This is a genomic window from Paenibacillus wulumuqiensis (genome assembly GCF_000971965.1).
In the GTDB taxonomy this organism is placed as follows: Bacteria; Bacillota; Bacilli; order Paenibacillales; family Paenibacillaceae; genus Saccharibacillus; species Saccharibacillus wulumuqiensis.
Genome location: NZ_LAQP01000017.1, coordinates 71,195 through 96,666 on the forward strand (window position 1 = coordinate 71,195; position 25,472 = coordinate 96,666).

Here is a 25,472-nt window from a genome sequence, read left to right on the forward strand (position 1 = left end):
CCTTCCAGTCTGAACCGTATCCGTCGCTGCTCCTGTCCTTCTCGCTCATGAGTCGAGTCTGAGGGCAGAACGCACAACGGATACGGCATGTTCATTCATGTGCACTGGAATGGTTTTGGGTTTATTTTAAATCTTTCATGGCTACTGCGTCCATATCATCGAACGTCTGGTTCTCCCCGGCCATCGCCCAGCAGAACGTATAATTGCTCGTACCCACACCACTGTGGATCGACCAGCTCGGAGAAATGGCTACCTGACCGTCACGCACGACCAGATGCTTGGTCTCCTGCGGCTCACCCATAAAGTGGAATACAACCGCATCTTCCGGCAGGTTAAAGTACAGATATACTTCCGAGCGGCGGTTATGCGTATGCGAAGGCATGGTGTTCCACATATTGCCCGGCTCCAGCTCGGTAATGCCCATTACGAGCTGACAGCTCTGAATACCGCCCTGATGGATATATTTATAGATGGTACGTTCATTCGATGTCTTGATATCGCCGAGATGGCTGGGTGTAGCGTCTTCTTTCGTTGCTTTAGTCGTCGGATAGGCTTTGTGCGCAGGCGTGGAGACAAAGTAGAATTTGGCCGGTTCGCTGCCGCTGCCGGCGAAGCTGACTTCCTTCGTTCCAAGTGATACGTACAGACATTCAAATGCGCCCAGTTCGTACTTTTCCCCATCGGCAGTTACTGTGCCGGGAGCACCGATATTGATAATGCCGATCTCACGACGTTCCAGGAAAAAGTCGGTACCGATATCCTTGAGATTGACTTCCAGCTTGATCTCTTTGGAAGCCGGAACCGCTGAACCGACAATATAACGGTCTACATGGCTGTAAACGGTTACAAGTTGATCCGGTGCAAACAGGCTCTCAATCAAAAACTCCTCGCGCAGACGGGCAGTATCAAACGTTTTGACATCATTCGGGTGGGAGACGTAACGGTTTTCCATGTGAATCATCCTCTCGGTTTAATGTAGTGGGTAAGGAGGTTGAAGACGAAAAGATCAATGGCTGGTGGCTTTTGACGATTAGTCGGTAATCATTGGTTAGTAATTTTTAAATGTTTATATAAGTTCATTTTAGTTTATATTGTTCATTTTGTGAAGAGGATTGTTCATTTTATTTCTTTTTTATTCCAGGGAGTTGTTCATATATCCTACATATTCCTGTGGTACGATTGATAAAAATATGTACAAAACCGATATATCCATAGAAACCTATTATTCGGAACCAAAAGTTACTTTGGACCAAAATTGTAGTGTTAATATAGACAAACTCATTACACATTAAAGGAGCGTTAACGATGGTACGTATTCTGATTGCTGATGATGATGCATCCATACTGGAATTGATCCATATGTATTTGACCCGTGAAGGTTATAATGTGCACCGCGCCCGGGATGGCCGGGAAGCTTTTGATATGCTGAGTGATGGCAAATGGGATCTGATTATCCTCGATGTCATGATGCCGCATATGGATGGTTGGGAGCTGTGCATGGACATTCGCCGCTATTATGGCGATGTGCCGATCCTGCTCGTTACCGCCAAAGGCGAAGCCGAAGACAAAATCAAGGGATTCCGGCTGGGAACCGATGATTATCTGGCCAAGCCGTTTGTACCGGAGGAGCTGGTCATGCGGGTAAAAGCACTACTGCGGCGGTACCGTATCTTCGCCGGCGAGTCACTGACGATCGGCAATGTACGGCTGGATGCGTCCACCAAGGAAGCGGATGTGGGCGGAACTCTCCAGTCCCTGCCCGCCAAAGAATTCGATCTGATCTATACGCTCGCCGGATTCCCCGGACAGATCTTCACCCGGGATCAGCTGATCGAGAAGATTTGGGGCCATGACTATGATGGAGATGAGCGGACAGTAGACGTGCATATCAAGCGGCTGCGCGACCGCTTCTCCGAAGAGAACGGCTTTGTGATCCAGACGATTCGGGGGATCGGTTACCGGATCGAGGTGAAGACGGATTGAAAAATATTTACAGTCAGCTCGTCCTCACCTTTATCCTCGTTATCGTCGCCAGCTTCCTGGTGACCTTGCTGCTGTCGGACTGGGTATTCCAGCGCCAGCAGGTGACCTTTGTGGAAGACCGGATTCTGACGGATGCCCGGGCGATGGCGGATATCCAGTCTTCCCTGCCCGAATCGATGATCCAGAAGTATCTGGACAGTCAGGGCGGTCAGCTGCAGATCGTGGTCATCGGCGAGAACGGAACGGAATACCGCTCGACCGGCGATGGACCGGGCGGTCCGCCAGGGCTGTCCTCCTCCTCTTCGCAAGCGGATGACAGCAGTCATATATCATCTACGGATGCGTCGGGTACGGATAATAGGCCAGCAGCCGCTGCTACCGCCTTGCAGGACAGCAGCGTATCCTCTGCTTCAGACTCACCATCGTCGTCAAGCGTGCCTTCTGCCCGCGCAGGGGCTCGGAAGACCGATCCGGCAGGCCAGTGGGTTATTCCTGCACAGGTGCAGCAGCAGGTGCTGGATGGTCAGACGTATCACCCGGCCAATTCTCAGGATAACAAGACACCGGGGATACCGAATCTGACTTCTTTTTTTAGTAATAGCAAGCCGGAAAATAAAACACCGCGCTATGTAGGTGTGCCGTTCGAGCGAAACGGCGAGCGCTATGCCCTCTTCGTCCGTCCATCTCCCGGTCATTTTGTAAATCAGTTCAACAACTGGATGATCCTCGTGCTGTCGGTCATGCTGGTCACCGGTGTACTGCTGTTCCTGTTCGCTGCCAGACTGATCGCCCGGCCGATCAACAAGCTGTCCGAAGCGACCCGGCTCGTCGCCAAGGGTGATTACAGTGTACGTGTCAATCTCAAGCGGCGAGATGAGATCGGTGAACTAGGTACCAATTTTAATCAGATGACGACCCAGCTGTCCAAGATCGAGGCGATGCGGCAGGAGTTTGTCTCCAATGTATCGCATGAGATTCAGACGCCGCTCACCTCGATCCGCGGATTCGCCGGTGCTCTGCGCGACAGTGCCACCGATGAGCAGATTCGGCATCTGCAGATCATCGAGCAGGAAAGCGAACGGCTGTCCAAGCTGAGCAGCAATCTGCTCAAGCTTGCTTCGCTGGATGTAGTGAAGCTGAATACACGCCTTTTTCGGCTGGATGAACAGATCCGGATGTCCGTCGTCTCCTGTGGACCGATGTGGACCGCCAAGCATATCGACCTCTCCGCCGATCTGGACAAAATCCAGTTCACCGGCGATGAGGATCTGCTCAGTCAGGTATGGATGAATCTACTATCCAATGCGATTAAGTTCACCCCGGAAAAAGGCAATATCTATATCACGCTCACCGAGGATGAACAGTGGATTCAGGTATCGGTACAGGATACCGGCTGCGGGATCACCGAAGAGCATCGTCAGCATATTTTCGAACGATTCTACAAAGCGGATACGTCCCGCAACTCCGCCACCGGCGGCAATGGACTCGGACTGTCCATCGTCCACAAAATCGTAGGTCTGCACGGCGGCCGTATCGAAGTCGACAGCGCACCTGAGCAGGGCACGATCATGAGAGTGTATTTGCCCCGGGAGATCGGTTCGATATCCTGACCGGACAGCCTTATGGAGAGAGTCTCAGAATGATTGAAAATCTTCGGAATATGGCTGCTTCTCCCTGATCATCTATGCAGAACATAGATGATTTTGAACAGAATAAACAATGATTTTCCCGAGTGAAATCTCGGTTTTTCCGAGCGGTTATCCCTGGTCAGTACAGGGATAACCGCTTTTTTATGTTCCTTTACAGGAATACTCAGCGATCTTTAAGGCAGCGTTCATTTATTGTTCATATTGCATTGTTATATTTTTTACATAAGCTGCTCATCCTGTTGATGCAATCACTGGAGGAGCTGACAGAATAGACGTTTGGGATTGGATCATCATCATGATGGATACCGTTTGTGATTTGTATGAAGGAGGAAATAAATATGCGATACTCGATTGTCGTCCCGGTGTATAACGAGGAAGCTGTCGTATTTGAATGCTATCGCCGTCTGACCGAAGTGATGAGACAGACGAGTGACAGCTATGAACTTATTTTTATTAATGATGGAAGCCGGGATCAGACCTCTTCCATGGTCAGCCAGCTGTGCAGCAGCGATCCTGCGGTCAAACTGATCGACTTTTCCCGCAACTTTGGCCATCAGATTGCGATTACGGCGGGGATGGATCATGCACAGGGTGATGCGATTGTCGTGATCGATGCGGATCTGCAGGACCCACCCGAACTAATCCTGGAGATGATCGAGAAATGGAAAGAAGGCTATGATGTCGTCTACGCAACCCGTGCCGAACGAAAAGGCGAGACCGGATTCAAAAAGTGGTCGGCTGCCGCCTTTTACCGGACACTCAACAAGCTGAGCGATATCGATATCCCGCTCGATACCGGTGACTTCCGCCTGATCGACCGCAAAGTATGCGAAGCGATGAAGAATCTCAAGGAAACAAACCGGTTCGTCCGCGGCCTCGTGAGCTGGGTAGGCTTCCGCCAGACGTCCATCTCCTATGTACGCGAAGAGCGCTTTGCCGGAGAAACCAAGTATCCGCTCAAAAAGATGCTCAAGTTCGCCTCCGATGCACTTGTTGCCTTTTCCCTGAAGCCGCTGCGGCTGGCCAGTATACTCGGCAGTGTGATCTCGCTGTTCAGCTTTATTTACCTGCTGTTCGTCGTCGGCCAGAAGCTGCTGCATTTCTCCACTACACCGGGCTGGGCCTCGGTGATCGCATGCATCCTGTTCCTAAACGGCATTATGCTGATCATTCTCGGGGTTCTTGGCGAATATATCGGCCGGATCTATGACGAGGTCAAGCAGCGCCCGCTGTATCTGGTACAGGAGACCAAGAATTTCAGTCAGGAGCAGCAGCGCCCTGTCAGCGAACAACGTCAGATGATCCAGGAACAGCGCTATGTTGGTTTCTAAGCTGTTTGCCAGCCAGGCTGTCCGCTTTGCGGCGGTAGGCGTCTCCAACACGGCGATTGATTTTATCGTGTTTATGCTGCTGCATCAGCTGATCGGTATCGCTCCTGCACAGGTGATCAGCTATGGTGCCGGTACGGCCAACAGCTATTTCTGGAACCGGCGCTGGACCTTTGCACGGGGCAAAGGCTGGAATATGGGCGAGCTGCTGCGCTTCCTGCTCGTCAATGCTATTGTTGCCGCGATCACGACAATGGTAATCAGCCTCCTTTCGGCGTCCATTCCGGTCTGGATCGCCAAAATCACAGTAACGGTTCTCGGTCTGGCTATTAATTTTGGCTTTAGCAAACTATGGGTATTCCGTTAAGCAATACGTGGACAGCGACAGAACTTCTCCGCTGTCCCTTTTTATACATTCCTGCTCATTCTGGTCATTCCATTTATTCCAATCCTCAAGGAGGCATTTATCATGAAAGTACGCAAAGCGATTATCCCGGCAGCCGGACTCGGCACACGATTGCTGCCTGCCACCAAGGCACAGCCCAAAGAAATGCTTCCCATCGTGGACAAGCCTGCTATCCAGTATATTATCGAAGAAGCCGTAGCGAGCGGCATAGAATCCATATTGATCGTCACCGGACGCGGCAAGCGCTCGATCGAAGATCATTTCGACCACTCCATTGAACTGGAGCTTGATCTCGCCTCCAAAGGCAAAACGGCCCTGCTGGAGCAGGTCAACCGCATTTCCGAAATGGCCGATATTCACTATATCCGACAGAAAAAGCCTCTTGGACTTGGTCACGCGATCCTCTGTGCACGTCAGTTTGTCGGCAACGAGCCATTTGCCGTACTTCTTGGTGACGATCTGATTGTACATGAAGAGCCGGGCCTGAAGCAGCTGCTTAATCAAAATGTGTACCCTTCCACCGCCATTGTGGGCGTACAGCATGTTCCTTATGAACATACAAATAAATACGGCATCGTCGCTCCTGCCACCATCTCCAGTACGCCCTACTCCATCATCCCCGTCAGTAATATTGTAGAAAAGCCGAATGTGAAAGATGCACCTTCGGATCTCGCAGTGATCGGCCGTTATGTACTGCCGCCGGAGATTTTCGATATTCTCGAAGACACCTTGCCCGGCAAAGGCGGCGAAATTCAGTTAACCGATGCCATCTCCCGACTGCCGCACCTGGCTGCGCTGGAGATTCAGGGCAACCGCTACGATATTGGCGATCCGCTCGGCTATGTCAAAGCAACGATCGATTTTGCGTTAAACCGTCCGGAACTGCGCGATGAGATACAGAACTATTTACAGGATAAATATCAACCTGCCTATGTAAATTCGGTGACTTCTGCGAGTCCGAAACTTTAACATAAATAAAAAAAGCTCTTCTGCATCGATCCGATTCCCGTTTCTTGCGAAATGGAAATCCGACTTGCAGAAGAGCTTTTTCGTTGTTCATTACTGCATAATGCTCGTATGAACATTACACGTGATTGATGTGATTAGTAACCTACACCGTTGTAAGCCATGATCCAGACCGAACCGGATACGACAACCAGAACGATTGCCAGACCGAATATCAGAGCCATTACGTTCCAGCGTGGCTGGTTACCCTGACGTTCGCGTACGTGCATGAAGAAGAACAACTGAACCGCAAACTGTAACACGGCTGTAATCATAATTACCAGGATCGTAGGGATCTCGGACAGCATATGATTCAGAACCACAACCAGTGGAATAATCGTCAAGATAATCGATAGGACGAAACCGATGACGTAAGATTTTACGGAGCCATGTGCATGCGCTTCGTTGTGTCCGTGTGCATGGTTGGAATGATCCGCCATTTTACATCACCCCCATCAGATAAACGACCGACAGCAGGAAGATCCATACTGCGTCCAAAAAGTGCCAGTACAAGCTGATAACATTAACTTTACCACGCGTTACATCATTGATACCACGACGGGACAGTTGGATAATCAAAAGAATCATCCATCCCAGACCCATCGAAACGTGAAGTCCGTGCGTACCTACCAGTGTAAAGAATGAGGTAGAGAATGCGCTAGTACCAAAGTTGAATCCTTCATGAACCAGGTGTACAAACTCTTGTACCTCAAGGCCGATAAACGCCGCACCCAGAATGAAAGTAACGATCAGCCAAGCGATCAGCTGTTTTACATTACCTTTGTTCATTGCCAGTACAGCCAGACCACTTGTGAAACTGGATGTTAACAGGATAAAGGTCTCTGCTATAACACCAGGCATTTCAAAAACTTCATGTGCGCTCGGGCCACCTGCTGTGTTGTTGTGAAGTACCACATACGTAGCAAACAGCGTACCGAACAAAACAACGTCCGTGATCAGAAAGATCCAGAATCCGAGCATTTTCAGCTCTTGCGGATCATGGTGACCATGGTCGTGATGACCATGATCATTCTGTGATACGGCTTGTGCCATTAAAGTGTCCCCCTTAATGAAGCCTCAGTCTTTTCTACTTCTTCAGCAGGGATATAGAATCCTTCATCGTCATTCATGGAACGTACAACCATACATGCTAGTACGCCTGCAAGGCCGAGAACGGCCATCCATACCCAATGGAAGGTGAATCCAAAACCAGCAATGAAGAAGAATGTAGAAAATACAATCGGTATACCCGAATTACTAGGCATGTGAATTGGTTCGTATTTCGGCTTCGCATCTTTCTTAGGAAGCTTGCCGGCAGCACGACGCTGCTTTTCAACCCAGAGTGGATCTCTGCTGTCCACTACCGGTGTAATTGCAAAGTTGTATTCTGGTGCCGGGGATGGAATTGTCCATTCCAGCGTATGAGCATCCCAGATATCGCCTGTTGTATCTTTTTCACGATACTTGAAGCTGTAGGCAATCTGGATCGCCTGGAAGACGAATGCGATACCCATCAGGTACGCACCAACCGTGGATACCACGTTAAGCGGTCCCCAGCCAGTATCCCAGTCGAATGTACTTACACGACGAGTCATACCCATCAGACCCAGCAGGTATTGCGGCATGAAACATACATAGAAACCGATGTTCCAGAACCAGAAGGACCATCTGCCCAGTGTCTCGTTCAGCTTGAAGCCGAACATTTTTGGCCACCAGTAGTACATACCGGCGAAGTAACCAAACACGACACCACCGATCAGAACCTGGTGGAAGTGGGCAATCAGGAAGTAACTGTTGTGATACTGGAAGTCAGCAGGCGCAACGGCCAGCAGAACCCCTGTCATACCACCGACGATAAAGGCCGGGATAAAGGCAACCGTCCACAGCATCGGCAGATCGAAGCGAATTCGACCACGATACATCGTAAACAGCCAGTTAAAGATTTTGACCCCTGTCGGAATCGCAATCAGCATCGTCGAAATCGCAAAGAATGCGTTGACGTCTGCACCGGAACCCATTGTGAAGAAATGGTGAGCCCAGGTGAAGAAGGATACGAAGGCGATGATCATCATGGCGAAGACCATGGATGTGTAACCGAACAGTTTTTTACGGGAGAATACGCTGACGATCTCGGAGAAAATACCGAACGCCGGCAAAATAACAATGTATACCTCAGGGTGACCCCACATCCAGATCAAGTTGATATACATCATCGGGTTACCGCCACCATCGAGCGTGAAGAAGTGTCCTCCTCCAAAGCGGTCAAGGAACAGCAGTGCCAGTGTAACAGTCAAAATTGGGAATGCAAAAATAATGATTACACAAGTTGCAAATACCGACCATGTGAACATCGGCATTTTCATCATTGTCATGCCTGGTGCACGCATTTTGATGATCGTTACCAGGAAGTTGATACCTGTTGCCAGGGAACCGATACCGGAGATCTGAATACCCCAGATATAGAAGTTCTGTCCAGGCCCTGGATTAAATTGAAGTTCCGAGAGCGGCGGATAACTCAGCCAGCCCGCATCCGGTGAACCACCGATTACGAAGGACAGGTTAAACAGCATCGCACCCAGGAAGAACAGCCAGAAGCTGAGTGAGTTCAGGAATGGGAATGCGACGTCGCGCGCACCAATCTGAAGAGGTACAACGACGTTAAACAAACCGAACATAAATGGCATCGCCATAAAGAGGATCATAACTACGCCGTGCGTAGTAAATACCTGGTTATAGTGTTCGGGATGCAAAAATTCAAAATTCGGAATAGCCAGCTGTGTCCGCATCATGAGAGCATCCACACCGCCGCGGAACATCATGATGATCGCAGCGAGGATGTACATGATACCGATTTTTTTATGATCGACGGTTGTCAACCAGTTGCGCCATAACCATTTCCATTTCTTGAAATAGGTTAGTCCCGCAACGATCGCAATCGTCACCAATGCGATGGATACGTCTGCACCGTAAATCAGCGGGTCACCGGTGACAAAAAATTCTGATGCAAACTCTTTAATATTCTCGAGCATCGGGGAGCTCCTTTCACTGTCTTTATGCGTCCCGCTTACCGGTACACTGCTTCACAATCAACAGCATATCTGCATCGGAACCTGATCGAACCTAGTTGTTTGAGCCTTCCTGAGTGTCTGTACCCAGTCCGTCATGCTCATTGTTGGATTTGGTATCCGTACCCATATCGCTTTGACCCTGTTCACTTTCCTTCTCATTAATTTCCGTCTGAGGAGTCGTGTGAGTCGCGCGGTTGCTGTTGTCAGCCAGACCGCCAGGCAGATATTTGGTTACGAGTTGTTGGAACAAATTGTCCGGGAAAGAGGAGAATGACTGCTTGTCCGCTGTTCCTGGAATAGCCAGTGACTGGTAAGTTTCCATCGTCATTGGTTTGGATTCCGATTTGACCTTGTCCACCCATGCACGATAATCCGCATCGGACACAGCGTTCACATCAAATCTCATATCGGCAAAGTGCTCACCGCTAAAGTTCGCTCCTGAACCGAAATAGGTTCCCGGATGATCGGCCTGCATATACAGGGTCATCGCCATACCGGACATGGTGTAGATCTGACCGGCCAGCTGCGGTACCCAGAAGGAGTTCATCGGCGCGTCGGACGTCAGTTCAAAACGAATAGGTGTGTCTTCCGGAATTGTCACGGAGTTTACAGTGGCAATATTTTCTTCCGGGTTAAAGAATACCCATTTCCAATCCAGAGAAACGACCTGGATCGTAACTGGTTCCTTCTCGGACTTAAGTGCCACGGAAGGCTCCAGAGCATACGTGTAACGAACCGTTACGACAGCCAGAATAAAGATAACGACGATCGGAATGCCCCACCAGATGGTTTCAAGCAAATTGTTGTGGCTGAAATCCGGATCGTATTTGGCCTTTCTGCCTGGCTTGTCACGATACCTCCACACAATAATAAAAGCAATTATTGTCGTCGGCACGATAACGATTGCCGTCAGAATCGTAGAAATGACGATTAAGTCCCGCTGTCCTTCTGCAATAGGTCCTTTCGGGTTAAGAACGAAATAGTTGCCTGTACCGGCAAACAACGCCCAAACCGTCAGGGCCAGTGACAGAACGGTCACAATCAGAACAACCCATTTCATAAGGCGCGAACCTGGTTTTTTGCTCATCTTGATCCCCTTTCTCACATAACGCTTATGACGTTCATAATATTGAAACCACACATTTCTATGTTAACACTAAGTGTGCTTTTTGCGTATCCATAGAAGGTGTAAATTTCGGTTTTTTTTAGCTTGTTAACAAATCTGTCAATTTATTAGCAAGCGGAAGTGAATGTTTTCACATTATTTAAAGATTAACATATTTTTACTCCGTAAAAAAGCCCCTTCAAGAACAAATTCTCAAAGGAGCCGCTATTTAATTGTAAGCAGGACGGTTAATCTTCCTTGATCCCATCCTTACCTTCATCGCTCCGGGCCTGCATCGAGCCGAAGGATTTACCAATGAAGTAAATAAAGATCGCTGCCACCAGACAGCCAATTCCGCCCATTAATCCCATATTGTTGTCATTGAACGGCTGAAGATTGAAAATAATCAGGAAAACACCTACCGCACAAATCACCCATGATACGATAGTGAGCGCTCTGCTCATCGCATACGTGTTATGTCTTGGTGAATGATTACGGGGCGAATTGGAATGCCCTTTGCTCTTGGTAGCCATATGTTCCACTCCCCTTTCATAATTGTGATTCTGGTCCGTTTACCGGTTGATTTGTTCATAGTAGCGTTTGTGTGACGTTAATATGATATAAAGCTTATTACCACAAAAGTATGGGTTTGATTCGCTTTGGTTTCTTTTCCATTAAAATATTTACTCATTCGGCTCTTGCACAGGCCATTAGACCGTTCATGCAAACAGTCGTCAAAGCAGATTCAATTGACGACTAGGCTCCCAATAATCATCACTATTTTGCCAATAAACCGCAAAAGCCAGTGCTCTCTGCCGGAAAGATATCCGAACAGCAGAGCGCTGGCTTTCATAATTTTGCGCAGGATAAAAGTGAACTTCCTGTATGAACTATCTTAATCATCGAGCTGCAGGGTATACATCAGCGTGTCTCCATCCAGTTGTTGCGGACAACATTCTGGTACCAATAGTAGCTTTCCTTGGGCGTGCGCTCCAAGGTACGGAAATCGACATGGATCAGTCCGAACCGCATCCGGTAGCCTTCTGCCCACTCAAAGTTATCCATGAGTGACCAGGCCATATAGCCTTTGAGCGCAATGCCATCATTAATTACCCGGTGCACCTGGGCGATATGCTGCTGCAAATACTGGACGCGCAGCGTATCATTGACTGCCCCGTCTACCGGACCGTCGTTCACACAGGCGCCATTTTCGGTAATGTAGATATCGACATTGCCGTACTTTTGCAAATAATGCAGTACATCATACAGACCTGTCGCATCGATCGGCCAGCCGATATCGGTCTTGAACAGTCCCATATCCACCTCTTCACTTTGCAAATAACCCGCTTCCGGATGATAGCGATTCACCGAAGGATGATAGTAGTTAATGCCGAGCAGATCGATCGGCTGGGCGATAATCTCCATGTCTCCGTCCTGTATCGGCGGCTTGGCACCTGCCTGCAGGAACCACTCATACAGGGAATCCGGATAGCTGCCTTTGTAGATCGGATCAAGGAACCAGTCCGCATATACTTCAATATTGCGATTGCAGGCCGCGCGGTCTTCCGGGCTCTTGCTGTACGGAACCGCCCAGGCGACGTTCGGTGCAATACCAATCTGGCCTTCGAGCTTCATATCACGGAACATTTTGACCGAGTGACCGTGTGCGACCAGCAGATGATGGCCGACATTGAGGGCAATCTGCAGATCCTGGTTGCCCGGCGCATGCTTGCCTTCCAGGTTCGACAGGAATGCGATGCACCATGGTTCATTGAAAGTGAGCCAGAATTTGATTTTCCCGGCAAATTCGCGGAACATGACTTCGGCGTATTTGACAAAGGCATCGATCGTACGCCGGTTCTCCCAGCCGCCCACATCCTGCAGCGCCTGCGGCAGATCCCAGTGATACAGCGTACAGAACGGCTCAATGCCCGCATCCAGCAGACAGTCGACAAACCGGTGATAGAAATCAATGCCTTCCTGATTGATCTCGCCGTCTCCATCCGGAATGATCCGTGACCAGGCTACAGAGAAGCGGTATGTCTGGATACCCAGCTCTTTCATCAGCAGGATATCTTCCTCGTAGCGATGATAGCTGTCACAGGCGATATTGCCGTTATGTCCATCAAATACTTTGCCGGGTGTATGGGCAAACGTATCCCAGATCGACAGACCGCGTCCGCCTTCCTGATAAGCGCCCTCGATCTGGTAAGCGGCTGTAGCGGTACCCCACATAAAGTCTTTGGGAAATTGGAAAATGGTCATGATTGGTTGCCTCCTGTATGGTGTTTGGTTGAAAAAGCTTCATTTATGCGTCCGGCGTTCATGCGGCCGGGACCGATTCATTCGTATGCGTTTACATTATAGTTTAGCGGTGAGCCCGGTAAAAGGATGTAACTTATGTTTCATGGTGCGCAAATTCAAGGATTTTTGAGTGACGAGTATGCGCAAGGTGGGATGGTGGGGCTACAGTTACAGCTCGGAGGCCTGCAAGGTATAGCGCTGGCCTGCTTGCAGGGACAGGTCTAGTCGGTGTTGCCCGTTGCTATTGGTAACAGTGAGCACCGGGGAAGCTGCTTTTTCATTGGCCGGCACGCTTCCTGCTCCGATGGATGCTGCAGAGATGGTATCTGTCAGGATTAATGGTACCGAGGACAGCAGGCTGCATGTATGGTCACGATCGGACAGGATGGTGGCGGTGATCAATTTGCCGTGCTGCCAGATCAGATCGATGGTGAAGCCGCCTCGGGCGCGCAGGCCGGTGACCTGGCCGCTAGACCAGGCTTGGGGCAGGGCGGGCAGGAGGTGGATTTCGTTCAGATGGCTTTGCAGCAGCATCTCCGCGATTCCGGCTATTCCGCCGAAGTTGCCGTCGATCTGGAATGGCGGATGCGCGTCAAACAGGTTGGGATAGGTGGAGCGTGCCAGCAGAGTATGCACAAAATGATAGGCCTGCTCGCCATCCAGCAGCCGGGCATACAGATTGATCAACCAGGCGCAGCTCCAGCCGGTATGACCGCCTCCGTGGGTAATGCGCCGCTCCAGTGAGACACGGGCGGCTTCGACCAGCTCGGGAGTCTCATAGCGGTTGATCTCCCGTCCCGGATACAGCCCATACAGATGGGACACATGTCGGTGCCCCGGTTCATACTCCTCATAGTCCTCATACCATTCCTGTAGCTGTCCATGCTGTCCAATATGAAAAGGATACAGTCTGTCCACAGCTTGCTGCAGCTCTGCCACCAGTTCTTGATCCGTTTCCAGTACAGCGGCTGCTTCTATACAATGGGTGAACAGTTCCCGAATCAGCGTCATATCCATCGTGGACGCTGCGGATGTACTGCATGGTTGACCGGAAGCAGTCCGGAATTTATTTTCCGGGGAGGTAGAAGGTACGGTGACCAGATAACCGTGCGGGTCTTCCATCAGCCAGTCCAGTGCAAATCGGGCCGCTTCACGCATGACCGGATAGCCGGTCTGACGCAGGAACTCCCGATCTTCGGAAAAGGCATAATGCTCCCACAGATGCGCACACAGCCAGACACCGCCGAGCGGCCAGAAGGCCCAGCTGGCATCGCCGCCTGTCGGCAGGCCAGATCTCCACAGGTCGGTATTATGATGAGCCGTCCATCCCCTGGCGCCATAGCGCGTGCTAGCGACCTCTCGTCCGGTATGACTCACCTCCTCCACCAGAGTGAGCAGCGGCTCATGACATTCACCGAGTCCGCAGACTTCGGCTGGCCAGTAATTCATCTGTACGTTGATATTGGTCGTATAATCGCTGTTCCACGGCGGCTGTACATGCGGGTTCCAGATACCCTGCAGATTGGCCGCCTGATCTCCCGGACGTGAGCAGGCGATGAGCAGATAGCGTCCATAATGGAAATACAATGCTTCCAGCCCGATATCGGTCCCTCCCTGTCGGTACTGTTCCAACCGCTGGTCCGTAGGCAGCTGTAGCAAATGGGCTGCTGTATTCTGCTCTGCGTCTACAGGTTCCGCGTCATCGCTGTACAGTTCCAATCCTATCCGGTCGAACAAATGGTGATGATCCTGCTGATGTGCTTCCACGAGAGTGGTCCACCCCAGCGCTGCTGCTTCATCCAGTCTAGCCGTACATTCCTCATCCAGTCGGCGTCCTGCACTTCCCGGCAGACGATCATAGCCGTCAAAGTCCGTGACCGCTGTCAGCAGAACGATCAGCTCGGTCGTGTTCTCGATATGCAGCTGTCCATCGCGGTGATGCACATGACCGCCAGCACTATGTATACGAGCCTGCACTTGGAAATGAATACCATGCTCTTCCTCCGCGTCATACCGATACGGCTCCTGCCGGTCGCGATACCACTGCATATCCGGATATACATACCCATGCATTTGCAGTTCCTGCGGCCGGCTATCCAGCTGATGCGGCTGTACGCTGTGGAGACGAACAGCTGCGCTGAATGCTGTGCCGTCACTGCGGCTCATCCGATAGGCGAGCACCTGATGCGGACGACTGACCAGCACTTCCCGCTGCATCGTTCGTCCATCCTCTGTCCAGCAGGTACGTGCTATCGCATTGTGTATATCCAGTTCACGATAATAATCAGATGGCTCTCCCTCACTATGAACATATTCGATCTCCAGATCACCGAGCGGCTGATACGCCTCTACATCCTTGCCGAGCATCCGGGTGTTGATCAGCTCCTGCGCTTCATCCAGCTGACCGTCAAAAATCAGCTGCCGCACATGATCCAGCTCAGCCGGGTCGACAGCCGGTATATCCTGTTGCGGCCTGCCCGACCATAATGTATCTTCATTCAGCTGAATTCGGTCCATTCCCGCTCCGCCGAATACCATCCCACCAAGTCTGCCATTTCCGATCGGCAGCGCCTCTTCCCATATCTCTGCCGGTCGGTCATACCATAGGGAATACGGAGAGAATTGTCTCTGCTTCATACCACCACTCCTTCCATACTTGTGTACTTAACTTTATTGAAATCCAGGAACCCGGCACTGCATGATCTATGTATCATCAGCCATGCAGTCAGGTGCCCTGTACAGCTCTAACCATTTCCTACATATATAAAGAGGGACTCCCTGCACAGGAGCCCCTCTGATGTACGCAATGGCGGCAGTTTACTTTGCAGCCACAGGCTGGCTCCACAATTCAACCGTGTCTTTGATCATTTTGGAATATTCGGCTTCCATCTGCTTGATCTCATCTGTACTCAGTTCGGCAATCATCTGATCATACACTTTATCAAATTCTTGCGGACTGGACAGTATCGCTTCCGGGATACGCTTGCGGACGATATCCTGGGATTTTTGGAAGTTGACCGTATAATTCGGGTCATCCGGAGCCGGCAGATTGTACGCTGCGCCCCATGGTTTAACCGGGAACTCTTCTTTGGCCGGGAACAGATCCTTCCATGTCGTTGCACCGTATGCTTTGAGCGCATCCTTCTCCGGTTGTGTGTAGCCTGCGATGATCTGCTCAGGGAAGTTGGTGGTGTAATAGTTACCGCTCGGGTCTTTGACACCATCGCCATAACGAACCGAGAAGTTGTACATGCCAATCCCGGATTCTCTGGTAAAGTTGGTATTATCGTTCACACGACGCTCCTGTATTTCCTGGGGAATAACGCGTTTGTCCCCTTTCATTTCATAATGCTTGCCTTCCACGCCCCAGTTGTTCAGCACCTGTGCTTCGTCGGATGCCATCCAGTCGAGGAATTTGATGATACGGATCGGGTCTTTGGCCGAAGTGGTGATGCCGATACCGTAACCTACCGGAGGACCAATATCCTGGAAGGAATGGTCTTTGGTCTTCTCATCCAGCTGTACCGGATAGTGACCGTACGTGCGCTCCGCCATACCGGATGTTTTCAGCGAGTTTTCGGCCTGCTGGTAGTCCCACTCCTGGTCGATCAGACCGAGGACACGCCCGCTGGCGATTTTGGACAGATACTGGTCATTTTTCTGGGTAAATGTCTCGGGATCCAGCAATCCTTCATTATACATATGGTTGAGCCAGCGGAAGTATTCCTTGCCTTCCGGGCGCTTGTAGTGCAGTTGTGCTTCGTAGGTTTGCGGATTGATGTAGAATTCTCCGTCTGCTTCTCCGCCGGTGGCTGATACGGATGGATCGGTAACGGTAATCATGATCTTCCAGTCATCCGCATTCAGTGAGAGCGGAATGGTAGGTTGACCGTTAATGGTCGGATGCTTTTCTTTGTACTCTTTCAGCACATTTTCAAAGTCCTTGACCGTTTTGATTTTGGGATAGCCCAGTTCCTTCATGACGGCATTTTGCACTTCAAATCCACCGCCTGCGTCAAAGGAAGTCTGGCCGACACCCGCGTTGGTCGGAATGACGTAGATCGATGGATCTTCCTTGCTGTACTGCAGCCGGGATAGATCGTCGCCATATACTTTTTTGATATTGGGACCGTATTTGTCGATCAAGTCCGTCAGGTCAATCAGTGCGCCGGCATCCACCAGCTTGGTGATGGAGCCTTTGGGGAAAATCATGTCCGGGTATTCGCCGGATGCCGTCATCAGGGATATTTTCTGTGAGCCGCCGCCGCTGACATCATACTCGGCGTTAATCGTGACATTGGTTGCTTTGGTGATCGCCTGTCCTACATCATCTTTCATATTGTTCCAGGTAGGACTCGGGTCCGAACCAAAAAATGAAATGGTAATCGGCTGGGAGGCGTCGGAAGTTTCCATTTGGGTCGGATCACTGCTTCCGCCACAGGCAGTCACTGCTGCCAATGAGAGAACCGTCAGTGGGATCAGCGTACGTTTAAGCCATTTGCCAGACATCGTAAATTACTCTCCTTTGTTATCATGCTCATTTTGGTCATTCATTACTTGCATTCATGTATTCCACTACTGCTGCCCCTTCCTGTGGGACAGTACTAAAATATAGTATATTCCATATAAAAGGGACTCCAGCAACCGGAGTCCCCATTGTATTCAATATTCCGGAGCAGTGTTATTACATTTGTACGGCCTGCTCCGGTATATCGCTTTACTGTATGACCTGCTATTTTACTTTGCAGCGGCTGTAGTCGTTTTCTCGCCCCACAGTTCTACGGTGTCCTTGATCATCTGGGTATATTCCGCTTCCATTTTTTTCATCTCATCCGTGCTCAGTTCGGTGAGCATCTGATCATAGACAGTATCAAACTTGTCCGGACTGGCGAGGATCGCTTCCGGAATCCGTTTGCGGACGATATCCTGTGATTTCTGGAAGTTGACCGTGTAGCTTGGGTCATCAGGAGCCGGCAGGTTGTACGCTGCGCCCCATGGTTTAACCGGGAATTCTTCTTTTTGCGGGAACAGATCTTTCCATGTGGTTGCGCCATAGGCTTTGAGCGTATCCTTCTCCGGCTGCGTGTAGCCCGCTACAATCTGCTCAGGAAAGTTGGTGGTGTAGTAGTTGCCGCCCGGATCTTTGACACCATCACCATAACGAACGGAGAAGTTGTACATGCCGATACCGGATTCTTTGGTAAAGTTGGTGTTGTCATTGACCTTGCGCTCCTGCACAGCAGCAGGGACTACGCGTTTGCCGTCTTTGACTTCATACTGTTTGCCTTCCACACCCCAGTTGTTCAGCACCTGTGCTTCATCGGATGCCATCCAGTCGAGGAATTTGACAATACGGATCGGGTCTTTGGCCGAAGTGGTAATACCGATACCATAACCGACCGGTGCGCCGATATCCTGGAACGAACGGTCTTTGGTCGATTCATCCAGCTGTACCGGATAGTGACCGTACGTGCGCTCTGCCATACCGGATGTTTTCAGCGAATTCTCGGCCTGCTGGTAGTCCCACTCCTGGTCGATCAGACCGAGGACACGCCCGCTGGCGATTTTGGACATATACTGGTCACTCTTCTGGGTAAATGTCTCCGGATCAAGCAGCTTTTCATTATACATATGGTTCAGCCAGCGGAAGTATTCTTTCTCTTCCGGACGTTTGTAGTGCAATTGTGCTTCATACGTCTCCGGATCGATATAGAATTCACCATCATCCGGTGCGCCTGTTGCAGTAAAGGCCGGGTTTGTAACCGTAATCATAATTTTCCAGTCGTCGGCATTCAACGACAATGGAATGGTAGGCTGACCGTTAATGGTCGGATGCTTCTCTTTATACTCTTTGAGAACGTTTTCAAAGTCTTTAACGGTTTTGATCTCCGGGTAGCCCAGTTCCTTCATGACGGCATTTTGCACTTCAAACCCGCCGCCTGCGTCAAAGGTAGTCTGGCCAACACCCGCGTTGGTTGGAATCACATAAATGGAAGGATCTTCTTTGCTGTATTTCAGACGTGACAGATCGTCGCCATATACTTTTTTAATATTGGGACCGTATTTATCGATCAGATCCGTCAGGTCAATCAGTGCTCCGGCTTCGACCAGCTTGGTGATGGAGCCTTTGGGGAAAATCATGTCCGGGTATTCACCGGATGCCGTCATCAGGGCGATTTTCTGTGTGCCGCCACCGCTGACATCATACTCGGCATTGATCGTTACGTTCGTTGCTTTGGTGATCGCCTGTCCTACATCATCCTTCATATTGTTCCATGTCGGATTGGCATCGGAACCGAAGAAGGAAATCGTGATCGGTGTGGACGGATCGGATGTCTCCTGCTCGGTCGGATCCGAGCTGCCGCAGGCAGTCGCAGTAACAAGCGACAGTACGACCAGTGGAGCCAGTGCATATCGGAATAATTTGCTAGGCATTCATTTAGCCCCCTTTATGAAATGGATACTGCATGAAATGAACATGACATAACATGGACAACCCGGCTTGCTCACCATCTCTGGATATTCCACCGATCCTCGCTTGCGGACCAGCGAAATATCCAGAGATGCTGTGGCAGACCATTTATGCTAAGACGGCAAGATGCCGCCCGGTAGCCTGGATCATATGTGCAAAGGGTGCATTATGCTTTGACCGCACCAAGAGTCATACCGCTCACAAAGTACTTTTGCAGGAACGGATACACGACCAGGATTGGTACAGTAACGACGATGGTAATCGCCATCCGGATCGATTCCGGCGAGATACTCGCCATCTGTCTGGCCATATCATTAGCATTGACCGCTCCGCTCTGTTGGGTGCTCTGCTGCAGGACTTTCATCAATTCATACTGCAGTGTGGTCCACTGCGGTGCGCTGGCATTATACAGATACGTGTCGAACCAGGCATTCCACTGACCGACCGCGAGGAACAAGGCGATCGTGGCGAGTACCGGCTTACACAGCGGCAGAATGACTTTCAGATAAATGGTAAAGTCATTGGCTCCGTCGAGCTTGGCCGATTCCTGCAGTGCATACGGCAGTCCATCGATAAAAGAACGGATAATAAATACGTTAAACGCGCTTACCACACCTGGCAGTACATACACCCAGAAGGAGTTGATCATGCCCAGGTCACGAATCAGCAGGAACGTCGGTACCAGACCGGCCGTTACATACATCGTCAGTGCGAGGAACGTGGAGATGAATTTACGTGCCTGAAAGTCCACCCGGCTGAGGGTAAACGCCAGCATCGAGGCGCTGATCAGACCGAGAATCGTACCGACAATTGTCCGCAGTACCGAGATCTGCGCGCCCTGCAGCAGCCCCTGGTACTGGAAGATGACCGAATAATTTTCCAGTGTAAATGCCCGTGGAATCAGGTGAATGCCGCCTCTTACCGTATCGGACGACTCGTTCAGGGATATCGCGAGCACGTTCAGGAAAGGGTACAGCGTCACGATTAGTACGAGACACATGATAATCGTATTACATACATCGAATATTTTATCGCCGCGGGTGGCGTTAAAAGCTTTATTTGCAGCCATTTCCATTCTCCTCCTTCAGATTATACAGTTGGCTCCAGCATAGGGTAACGTATTCCATACCATTCCAGCGTTACATGATACTTTCTTTGGTCGTTCTCTTGAAGATTCCGTTCGCTGTGAACAGCAGGATAATACTGATGACCGAGTTGAATATACTGATCGCTGTACCGTAGGAATAGCGGTTCATTTCCAGACCGTATTTCAGTGCGTACAGATCAAGTACCTGTGAATAATCCGTTACGAGGTTATTACCGAGCAGGAACTGCTTCTCAAAACCGATACTCACCAGATGACCGATAGACATGATTAACAGTACGATAATTGTGGTACGCATACCCGGCAGTGTGATATGCCACATCTGACGGAAGCGTCCGGCTCCATCTACACGGGAAGCCTCGTACTGTTCCTGGTCAATACCTGTGATGGCTGCCAGATAAATAATGGTGCTCCAACCCATTTCCTTCCATACATCGGAAGCGGTTACAATCCCCCAGAACCATTGGCCCTGAGCCATAAACTGAATCGGCTGGTTTATAATATGAAGCGACATGAGCAGTTCGTTAACCACCCCGCCGTCTGTGGAAAGCGCCTTGGTTACGATACCGGCGACAACGACCCATGAGACAAAGTGAGGCAGATAAGAGACGGTCTGTACGGTTCTTTTGAACACCATGCCTCTGACTTCATTGAGCAGGATGGCAAAAACAACCGGAAAGATAAATCCGAAAATCAGACCAAGAAAACTCATGGCCAGTGTATTACGCAGAGCCAGGTAAAACTGCTGGTCCTGGAACAGGGTAATAAACTGATCGAACCCTACCCATTTCTGGTCAAAAAAGGATCGGTTAGGCTTGTATTCCTGAAAGGCCATCAGCCATCCCCAGAGTGGTACATAGCTGAATATGAACGCCCAGATCACAAAAGGCAACGACATGAGATACAAATAACGCTGCTGCTTAAATAACTTCCAGAAGCCTCCCGTTTTGCGGGAATTCAGACTGGCAGCCCGATCCCTTTTCCGGGACGAAGCCTGTTTGGTTGTTGACTCCATAACTCATCCGCCTTCCTATAATCGGTCCTGATCCTGCGCGGATACTGACCTTATTACTTGATACCGCGTCTGTGTGGGATACATACCGATTATAAAAGAAAGCGCTTACTGTTAATACCTTACAAATTGCACATAAATTCATATAAAAATTAGTCATAGGAAATTCCATAACCTTTATCACTAAAATTTGAGGTTTTTCCATTCTGCACTGCAGCCTTCCGATCTTCTTGCCAGCTGCTGTGACCGCATATATTCAGCGCTGGCCGAACGCTGCGATATAACGCTGGTCATACGCTTACGCTGTGGCATAAAAAAAGCAGGAGCCCTATGCTCCTGCTTCAACCCTGTCCCATCTGCTCCCGATAGGCGGAAGGCGAGATACCGGTATACTTTTTGAATTTGCTGTGAAAATAATCCACATTCGCATACCCTACCTGGGCCGCAACCTTGTGTACCTTCATGCCCTGGGCCAGCATCTCCTTGGCATTATCCAGCCGAACCTGATCGAGGAAATGATTGAACGATTCCCCGGTATATGTCTTGAACATTTTGCCGAGATAGGCGCTGTTGTAGTTGAATATCTCCGCCAGCATCTCCAGCTTGAGATTGTCACTGTAGTGGCGCCGGATAAAATCGGTCATCTGCTTCATCACCGATTCATGACTGCCGCCATCCATCGATTCCAGCAGTTCGCCGATCTGCTGCAGCACCAGCCGGATAATCTGCCCGGCTGTCGACATGGCATACAGCTCTGGAATGAGCGACAGGCACTTCTGCACAGCCGGACCAGAGCCGGCGATGCTGCCTGGCAGGCGGCTGAGCGCCAGCGATAATACATGCGAGCACAGACTCTTCGTATCCCGCTCGGACAGACTTGCACTCCGGCAGGCGGTGATCAGCTCCTGCATGACCCGCTCCACTGCATTCAGGCTGCGGATATCGACGGCATAATAGAGCCGGTCTGCCCACTCACCGGCCAGCGGCACGGTCACTTCATCCTCAGGCTCCACCGGTGCAGGCTCCATCTGCAGAATACCCGATTCTCCCGCCCAGAAGCGCCGGTTCATCAGCGACTCGGCCTGCTCATAACTGTCATGTATGAGACTCTTGTCCCCGGTCGCCTCACCGGCAGCCAGATACACCTGATAGCCTTCCGGTTCCTGCGCCAACAGCCGCTGGCGCAGCTGCAGCAGACTATCCCTGTCCGCTTCGCGTCCGGTCAGTATGCCCAGATAGCTGCCGGCACGAAAGACGATGTTTTTGGGATCATCCGTCCACCAATCGGACAGCCGGCGGAATTGCCTTGCCAACCCTTCAGACGGTCTGCCCGGCCCTTCACGCAGTTCCAGCAAAATGATCTGATACCGATCCCAGTCCAGCTGCAGCTCGGTCTCGGCTTTGTTCTGCTCTTTGCCGGAGCTGCTCAGCAGCATCTGCTCGACCACCTCATGCACAGGCACAGGCTCCGACCGGCGTACATTAACCCGGCGCTCCTGCTCCAGTGTGCGATGCACCCGGCGCAGCTCTTCCTCCATCTCCTGCTCATCCACCGGCTTGAGCAGGTATCCATCTACCCCATAACCGAGCGCCCGGCGGGCATATTCAAAATCCGCATATCCGCTCAGAATCAGCACATGGGCCTGGCGCAGCTTGTCCTGACGCAGCTGCTCAATCACTTCCAGTCCGCTCATGCCGGGCATACGGATATCCATAATCATCAGATCGGGACGGATACGCTCATATTTCTGCAGTGCTTCCCGGCCATTGGCCGCCGTCTCTGCCACCTCAAATCCGATTGCATCCCAGTCCACAATGGTTTTTAATCCTTCACGTATTGCCGGTTCGTCATCGACAATCATTACTTTAAACATAATGAACCTCCCTCTGCCAAGAATGGTATAGCATCTGCCTGATCGATGATAGGATGCTGCTTCCGTGCCGCTTTTGCATGTATCCGGCATAACCGGGCTGCTGTCATTATCCGGCCGGAATTTTAAAGGAAATCTGTGTGCCCACATGCGGCGTACTGGAAATATGAAGCCCGTACGCACTGCCGTAGGAAAGGGTGAGCCGCTGATGCACATTGCGCAGACCGATCCGTTCACCTTCTTCTTCACTGTACAGGGACCGGCGCACCTGCTCGAGTCTGCTCTCGGTCATGCCTGTTCCGTTATCGATAACATCAACCATCACCTCATGGTCAATCTGCAGCGTACGAATAATGATCAATCCGCCGCCTTCCTTGCTTTCCATGCCGTGGATGATCGCATTCTCGACGAGCGGCTGGATGATCAGCGGCGGAATCGGGGTACGGCATGTCTGAGGGTCCAGCAGCAGTTCATAATTCAGCCGCTCCCCGAACCGGAATTTCTGGATTTCGAGATAGGAACGGATCAGCTCCATCTCACCTTCAATCGTCGTCTGCTTGCTGCCGATCTCCAGATTGTTGCGGATCAGCTTGCCAAGCAGCCGGACAATATAGGCAATTTCCTTTTCTCCATTCATGTAGGCTTTCATCCGGATCGATTCCAGCGCATTGAACAGAAAGTGCGGATTGATCTGGCTCGCCAGCATTTTAAAATTAATCTCCCGCTGGCTGATCTCAAGCCGTGTATTGCGTTCATTGGTCTCGTATACCTGATCCATCAGCTGGCGGATGCTGGCGACCATATCGTTGAATTTACGCGACAGCTGACCGATCTCATCCATCCCGGAGATGCGCGAGGTGACGGTCAGATCTCCGGTTCCCACCTTGTTCATCTGACGGCTGAGTCCCGACAGACGCTGGGTAATCAGCAGTGAGATCAGCCGCAGGAACAGCAGCCCGCTCAGCAGGATCAGCACGAGCACACCGGTTCCGATCAGAATGATCATATTGGAATCGCGGACAATCGTATTATTGGAGAAGACCGAGACAATCCTGAGTCCGTTGGCGCTGCTCTCGGGCACCAGTTCATCAACGACAATGTTGGACTGCTGGCCGTTTACTTCACGTTCATAGGTTCCTTTGCCGGCAGGGTCGATATCAATATCAATGATGGGATCATCCAGTCGCTTGCCGATCAGCGATATATCCTTCGCTGCCACAATATTTCCGTCATCGTCCAGAATCATCGTCTCAAACGGCTCTGCGCTGATCAGTGAATTCAGATAGGACTGGCTCAGCTCAATGACAAGCACTCCGCTCGTCGTATAATCGGTAAATTTGATATCACGTACGAGGCTGAGCTTTTTGATGGGACTAATCTGGTCATCGCTGCGATAGAACCAGTTGATTTTGCGGCTGTTGATCGCTTTTTGATACCATTCGCTGCTGCGGGTATCCGAATTGATTTTCATAAATTCCAGGTTGTTCTGAATGGTCTCGTTGCTGGTATAGAAGCGTATCGCTGATATTTCGGAGTAGAGGCGCAGATATTCATCGAATTCTTGATAATTCTGGTAGGCTGCCACCAGATCATATACCTTTTCATAGCGTGTATTGACGACCTGACTCAGCCGGGTATCAAACAGAAGTTCATTGGAGATGTTAATGGGGATGCGCAGCATGGTCGTCATCTGGTTTTTGATACGCTCCACATTGTTGGTCGTCTGTTCAATCGCATTGTTGAGCGCTTCCTGCCGTAAATAATCGACGACAAAGCCGCCAATGCACAGTACCGGCAGCACCACGACAAAAATGTACGCAAAAATGAGCTTGTTTTTGATTTTGATATCATTAATACGCTCAATGATCAGCTGCAGCATGGTCCCTCTCGCTTTCTTCATATCTCCTCATCGCTCCGCTTGGTCATGATTGGTAATGATTCACTGCTTCCCGTATCATAAATCCAGACTACTCTTTTTTACCTTTGTGATCCGAATTATTATGCATTCAGTATATTGAAACGCTTACAATTATCCGGAAATATAATGTATCATATCACAACCAGACGAAAAAGACCGTCTTTCATTGACGGCCTTTCCGGTTCGCTCTGCCTGAGAAGATAGCAGCGGATTTGATTTTTATGCTCCTGGACTATGGCTGAACAG

19 protein-coding genes are annotated in these 25,472 nt (G+C 50.5%); 5 read left to right on the forward strand and 14 right to left on the reverse strand.

Annotated features, from left to right (window positions below; translation table 11 throughout):
- Positions 1 to 121 precede the first annotated feature (121 nt).
- A complete protein-coding gene (gene kduI, locus WH45_RS19655; RefSeq protein ID WP_200897763.1) occupies positions 122 to 952 on the reverse strand; it encodes a 5-dehydro-4-deoxy-D-glucuronate isomerase in 831 nt (276 codons plus the stop codon).
- Between the two features lie 353 nt (positions 953 to 1,305).
- On the opposite strand from kduI, the gene WH45_RS19660 reads away from it, so the two are divergent.
- From WH45_RS19660 to galU, 5 genes are all read left to right on the forward strand, one after another.
- Positions 1,306 to 1,983 carry a response regulator transcription factor gene (locus tag WH45_RS19660; protein WP_046216128.1) on the forward strand — a complete coding sequence of 226 codons (678 nt, stop codon included), beginning with the start codon at positions 1,306 to 1,308 and terminating at the stop codon, positions 1,981 to 1,983.
- Positions 1,980 to 3,593: a sensor histidine kinase gene (locus WH45_RS23005; RefSeq protein WP_052723877.1), complete on the forward strand. Its 1,614-nt coding sequence runs from the start codon at positions 1,980 to 1,982 to the stop codon at positions 3,591 to 3,593. Before WH45_RS19660 ends, WH45_RS23005 begins: the two co-directional genes overlap by 4 nt.
- Positions 3,594 to 3,970: 377 nt before the next feature.
- Positions 3,971 to 4,963 carry a glycosyltransferase family 2 protein gene (locus tag WH45_RS19670; RefSeq protein ID WP_152663607.1) on the forward strand — a complete coding sequence of 331 codons (993 nt, stop codon included), beginning with the start codon at positions 3,971 to 3,973 and terminating at the stop codon, positions 4,961 to 4,963.
- On the forward strand, positions 4,950 to 5,327 hold the full coding sequence (locus tag WH45_RS19675; protein WP_046216130.1) for a GtrA family protein: 378 nt from the start codon (positions 4,950 to 4,952) through the stop codon (positions 5,325 to 5,327). Before WH45_RS19670 ends, WH45_RS19675 begins: the two co-directional genes overlap by 14 nt.
- Before the next feature lie 102 nt (positions 5,328 to 5,429).
- Complete coding sequence (galU, locus tag WH45_RS19680; protein ID WP_046216131.1) at positions 5,430 to 6,335, forward strand: UTP--glucose-1-phosphate uridylyltransferase GalU; 906 nt, start codon at positions 5,430 to 5,432, stop codon at positions 6,333 to 6,335.
- Positions 6,336 to 6,469: 134 nt separating this feature from the next.
- Here galU and cyoD read toward each other — a convergent pair whose 3' ends face one another.
- From cyoD to WH45_RS19745, 13 genes are all read right to left on the reverse strand, one after another.
- Positions 6,470 to 6,811, reverse strand: coding sequence for a cytochrome o ubiquinol oxidase subunit IV (cyoD, locus tag WH45_RS19685; RefSeq protein ID WP_046216132.1), 342 nt, complete (start codon positions 6,809 to 6,811; stop codon positions 6,470 to 6,472).
- A 1-nt stretch (position 6,812) separates the two neighbouring features.
- Complete coding sequence (gene cyoC / locus WH45_RS19690) at positions 6,813 to 7,424, reverse strand: cytochrome o ubiquinol oxidase subunit III (RefSeq protein ID WP_046216133.1); 612 nt, start codon at positions 7,422 to 7,424, stop codon at positions 6,813 to 6,815.
- On the reverse strand, positions 7,424 to 9,400 hold the full coding sequence (locus WH45_RS19695; RefSeq protein ID WP_046216134.1) for a cbb3-type cytochrome c oxidase subunit I: 1,977 nt from the start codon (positions 9,398 to 9,400) through the stop codon (positions 7,424 to 7,426). Before WH45_RS19695 ends, cyoC begins: the two co-directional genes overlap by 1 nt.
- A 91-nt stretch (positions 9,401 to 9,491) precedes the next feature.
- The gene (qoxA, locus tag WH45_RS19700; protein ID WP_046216135.1) at positions 9,492 to 10,526 is read right to left on the reverse strand and encodes a cytochrome aa3 quinol oxidase subunit II; all 1,035 of its coding nucleotides are present in this window, start codon (positions 10,524 to 10,526) and stop codon (positions 9,492 to 9,494) included.
- 266 nt (positions 10,527 to 10,792) lie between these two features.
- Complete coding sequence (locus WH45_RS19705; protein ID WP_052723878.1) at positions 10,793 to 11,077, reverse strand: hypothetical protein; 285 nt, start codon at positions 11,075 to 11,077, stop codon at positions 10,793 to 10,795.
- Between the two features lie 388 nt (positions 11,078 to 11,465).
- Positions 11,466 to 12,809, reverse strand: a complete 1,344-nt coding sequence (locus WH45_RS19710) for a GH1 family beta-glucosidase (RefSeq protein ID WP_046216136.1) — start codon at positions 12,807 to 12,809, stop codon at positions 11,466 to 11,468.
- 207 nt (positions 12,810 to 13,016) lie between these two features.
- A complete protein-coding gene (locus tag WH45_RS19715) occupies positions 13,017 to 15,485 on the reverse strand; it encodes a glycoside hydrolase family 95 protein (protein WP_046216137.1) in 2,469 nt (822 codons plus the stop codon).
- A 180-nt stretch (positions 15,486 to 15,665) separates the two neighbouring features.
- The gene (locus WH45_RS19720; RefSeq protein WP_046216138.1) at positions 15,666 to 17,357 is read right to left on the reverse strand and encodes an ABC transporter substrate-binding protein; all 1,692 of its coding nucleotides are present in this window, start codon (positions 17,355 to 17,357) and stop codon (positions 15,666 to 15,668) included.
- A gap of 228 nt (positions 17,358 to 17,585) precedes the next feature.
- Positions 17,586 to 19,283, reverse strand: coding sequence for an ABC transporter substrate-binding protein (locus tag WH45_RS19725; RefSeq protein ID WP_046216139.1), 1,698 nt, complete (start codon positions 19,281 to 19,283; stop codon positions 17,586 to 17,588).
- Between the two features lie 203 nt (positions 19,284 to 19,486).
- Positions 19,487 to 20,389, reverse strand: coding sequence for a carbohydrate ABC transporter permease (locus WH45_RS19730; protein WP_046216140.1), 903 nt, complete (start codon positions 20,387 to 20,389; stop codon positions 19,487 to 19,489).
- A 70-nt stretch (positions 20,390 to 20,459) separates the two neighbouring features.
- Positions 20,460 to 21,440 carry an ABC transporter permease gene (locus WH45_RS19735; RefSeq protein ID WP_046216141.1) on the reverse strand — a complete coding sequence of 327 codons (981 nt, stop codon included), beginning with the start codon at positions 21,438 to 21,440 and terminating at the stop codon, positions 20,460 to 20,462.
- A 338-nt stretch (positions 21,441 to 21,778) separates the two neighbouring features.
- Entirely contained in the window at positions 21,779 to 23,311 is a 1,533-nt protein-coding gene (locus WH45_RS19740; protein WP_046216142.1) for a response regulator transcription factor, read from the reverse strand.
- A 106-nt stretch (positions 23,312 to 23,417) separates the two neighbouring features.
- Positions 23,418 to 25,208, reverse strand: a complete 1,791-nt coding sequence (locus tag WH45_RS19745; RefSeq protein WP_082096986.1) for a cache domain-containing sensor histidine kinase — start codon at positions 25,206 to 25,208, stop codon at positions 23,418 to 23,420.
- Positions 25,209 to 25,472: the final 264 nt, after the last annotated feature.

Coding starts and splice junctions, on each gene's coding strand:
- kduI (WP_200897763.1), bottom strand. CDS start 952: ATGGAAAACCGTTACGTCTCCCACCCGAATGATGTCAAAACGTTTGAT.
- WH45_RS19660 (WP_046216128.1), top strand. CDS start 1,306: ATGGTACGTATTCTGATTGCTGATGATGATGCATCCATACTGGAATTG.
- WH45_RS19670 (WP_152663607.1), top strand. CDS start 3,971: ATGCGATACTCGATTGTCGTCCCGGTGTATAACGAGGAAGCTGTCGTA.
- WH45_RS19675 (WP_046216130.1), top strand. CDS start 4,950: ATGTTGGTTTCTAAGCTGTTTGCCAGCCAGGCTGTCCGCTTTGCGGCG.
- galU (WP_046216131.1), top strand. CDS start 5,430: ATGAAAGTACGCAAAGCGATTATCCCGGCAGCCGGACTCGGCACACGA.
- cyoD (WP_046216132.1), bottom strand. CDS start 6,811: ATGGCGGATCATTCCAACCATGCACACGGACACAACGAAGCGCATGCA.
- cyoC (WP_046216133.1), bottom strand. CDS start 7,424: ATGGCACAAGCCGTATCACAGAATGATCATGGTCATCACGACCATGGT.
- WH45_RS19695 (WP_046216134.1), bottom strand. CDS start 9,400: ATGCTCGAGAATATTAAAGAGTTTGCATCAGAATTTTTTGTCACCGGT.
- qoxA (WP_046216135.1), bottom strand. CDS start 10,526: ATGAGCAAAAAACCAGGTTCGCGCCTTATGAAATGGGTTGTTCTGATT.
- WH45_RS19705 (WP_052723878.1), bottom strand. CDS start 11,077: ATGGCTACCAAGAGCAAAGGGCATTCCAATTCGCCCCGTAATCATTCA.
- WH45_RS19710 (WP_046216136.1), bottom strand. CDS start 12,809: ATGACCATTTTCCAATTTCCCAAAGACTTTATGTGGGGTACCGCTACA.
- WH45_RS19715 (WP_046216137.1), bottom strand. CDS start 15,485: ATGAAGCAGAGACAATTCTCTCCGTATTCCCTATGGTATGACCGACCG.
- WH45_RS19720 (WP_046216138.1), bottom strand. CDS start 17,357: ATGTCTGGCAAATGGCTTAAACGTACGCTGATCCCACTGACGGTTCTC.
- WH45_RS19725 (WP_046216139.1), bottom strand. CDS start 19,283: ATGCCTAGCAAATTATTCCGATATGCACTGGCTCCACTGGTCGTACTG.
- WH45_RS19730 (WP_046216140.1), bottom strand. CDS start 20,389: ATGGCTGCAAATAAAGCTTTTAACGCCACCCGCGGCGATAAAATATTC.
- WH45_RS19735 (WP_046216141.1), bottom strand. CDS start 21,440: ATGGAGTCAACAACCAAACAGGCTTCGTCCCGGAAAAGGGATCGGGCT.
- WH45_RS19740 (WP_046216142.1), bottom strand. CDS start 23,311: ATGTTTAAAGTAATGATTGTCGATGACGAACCGGCAATACGTGAAGGA.
- WH45_RS19745 (WP_082096986.1), bottom strand. CDS start 25,208: ATGAAGAAAGCGAGAGGGACCATGCTGCAGCTGATCATTGAGCGTATT.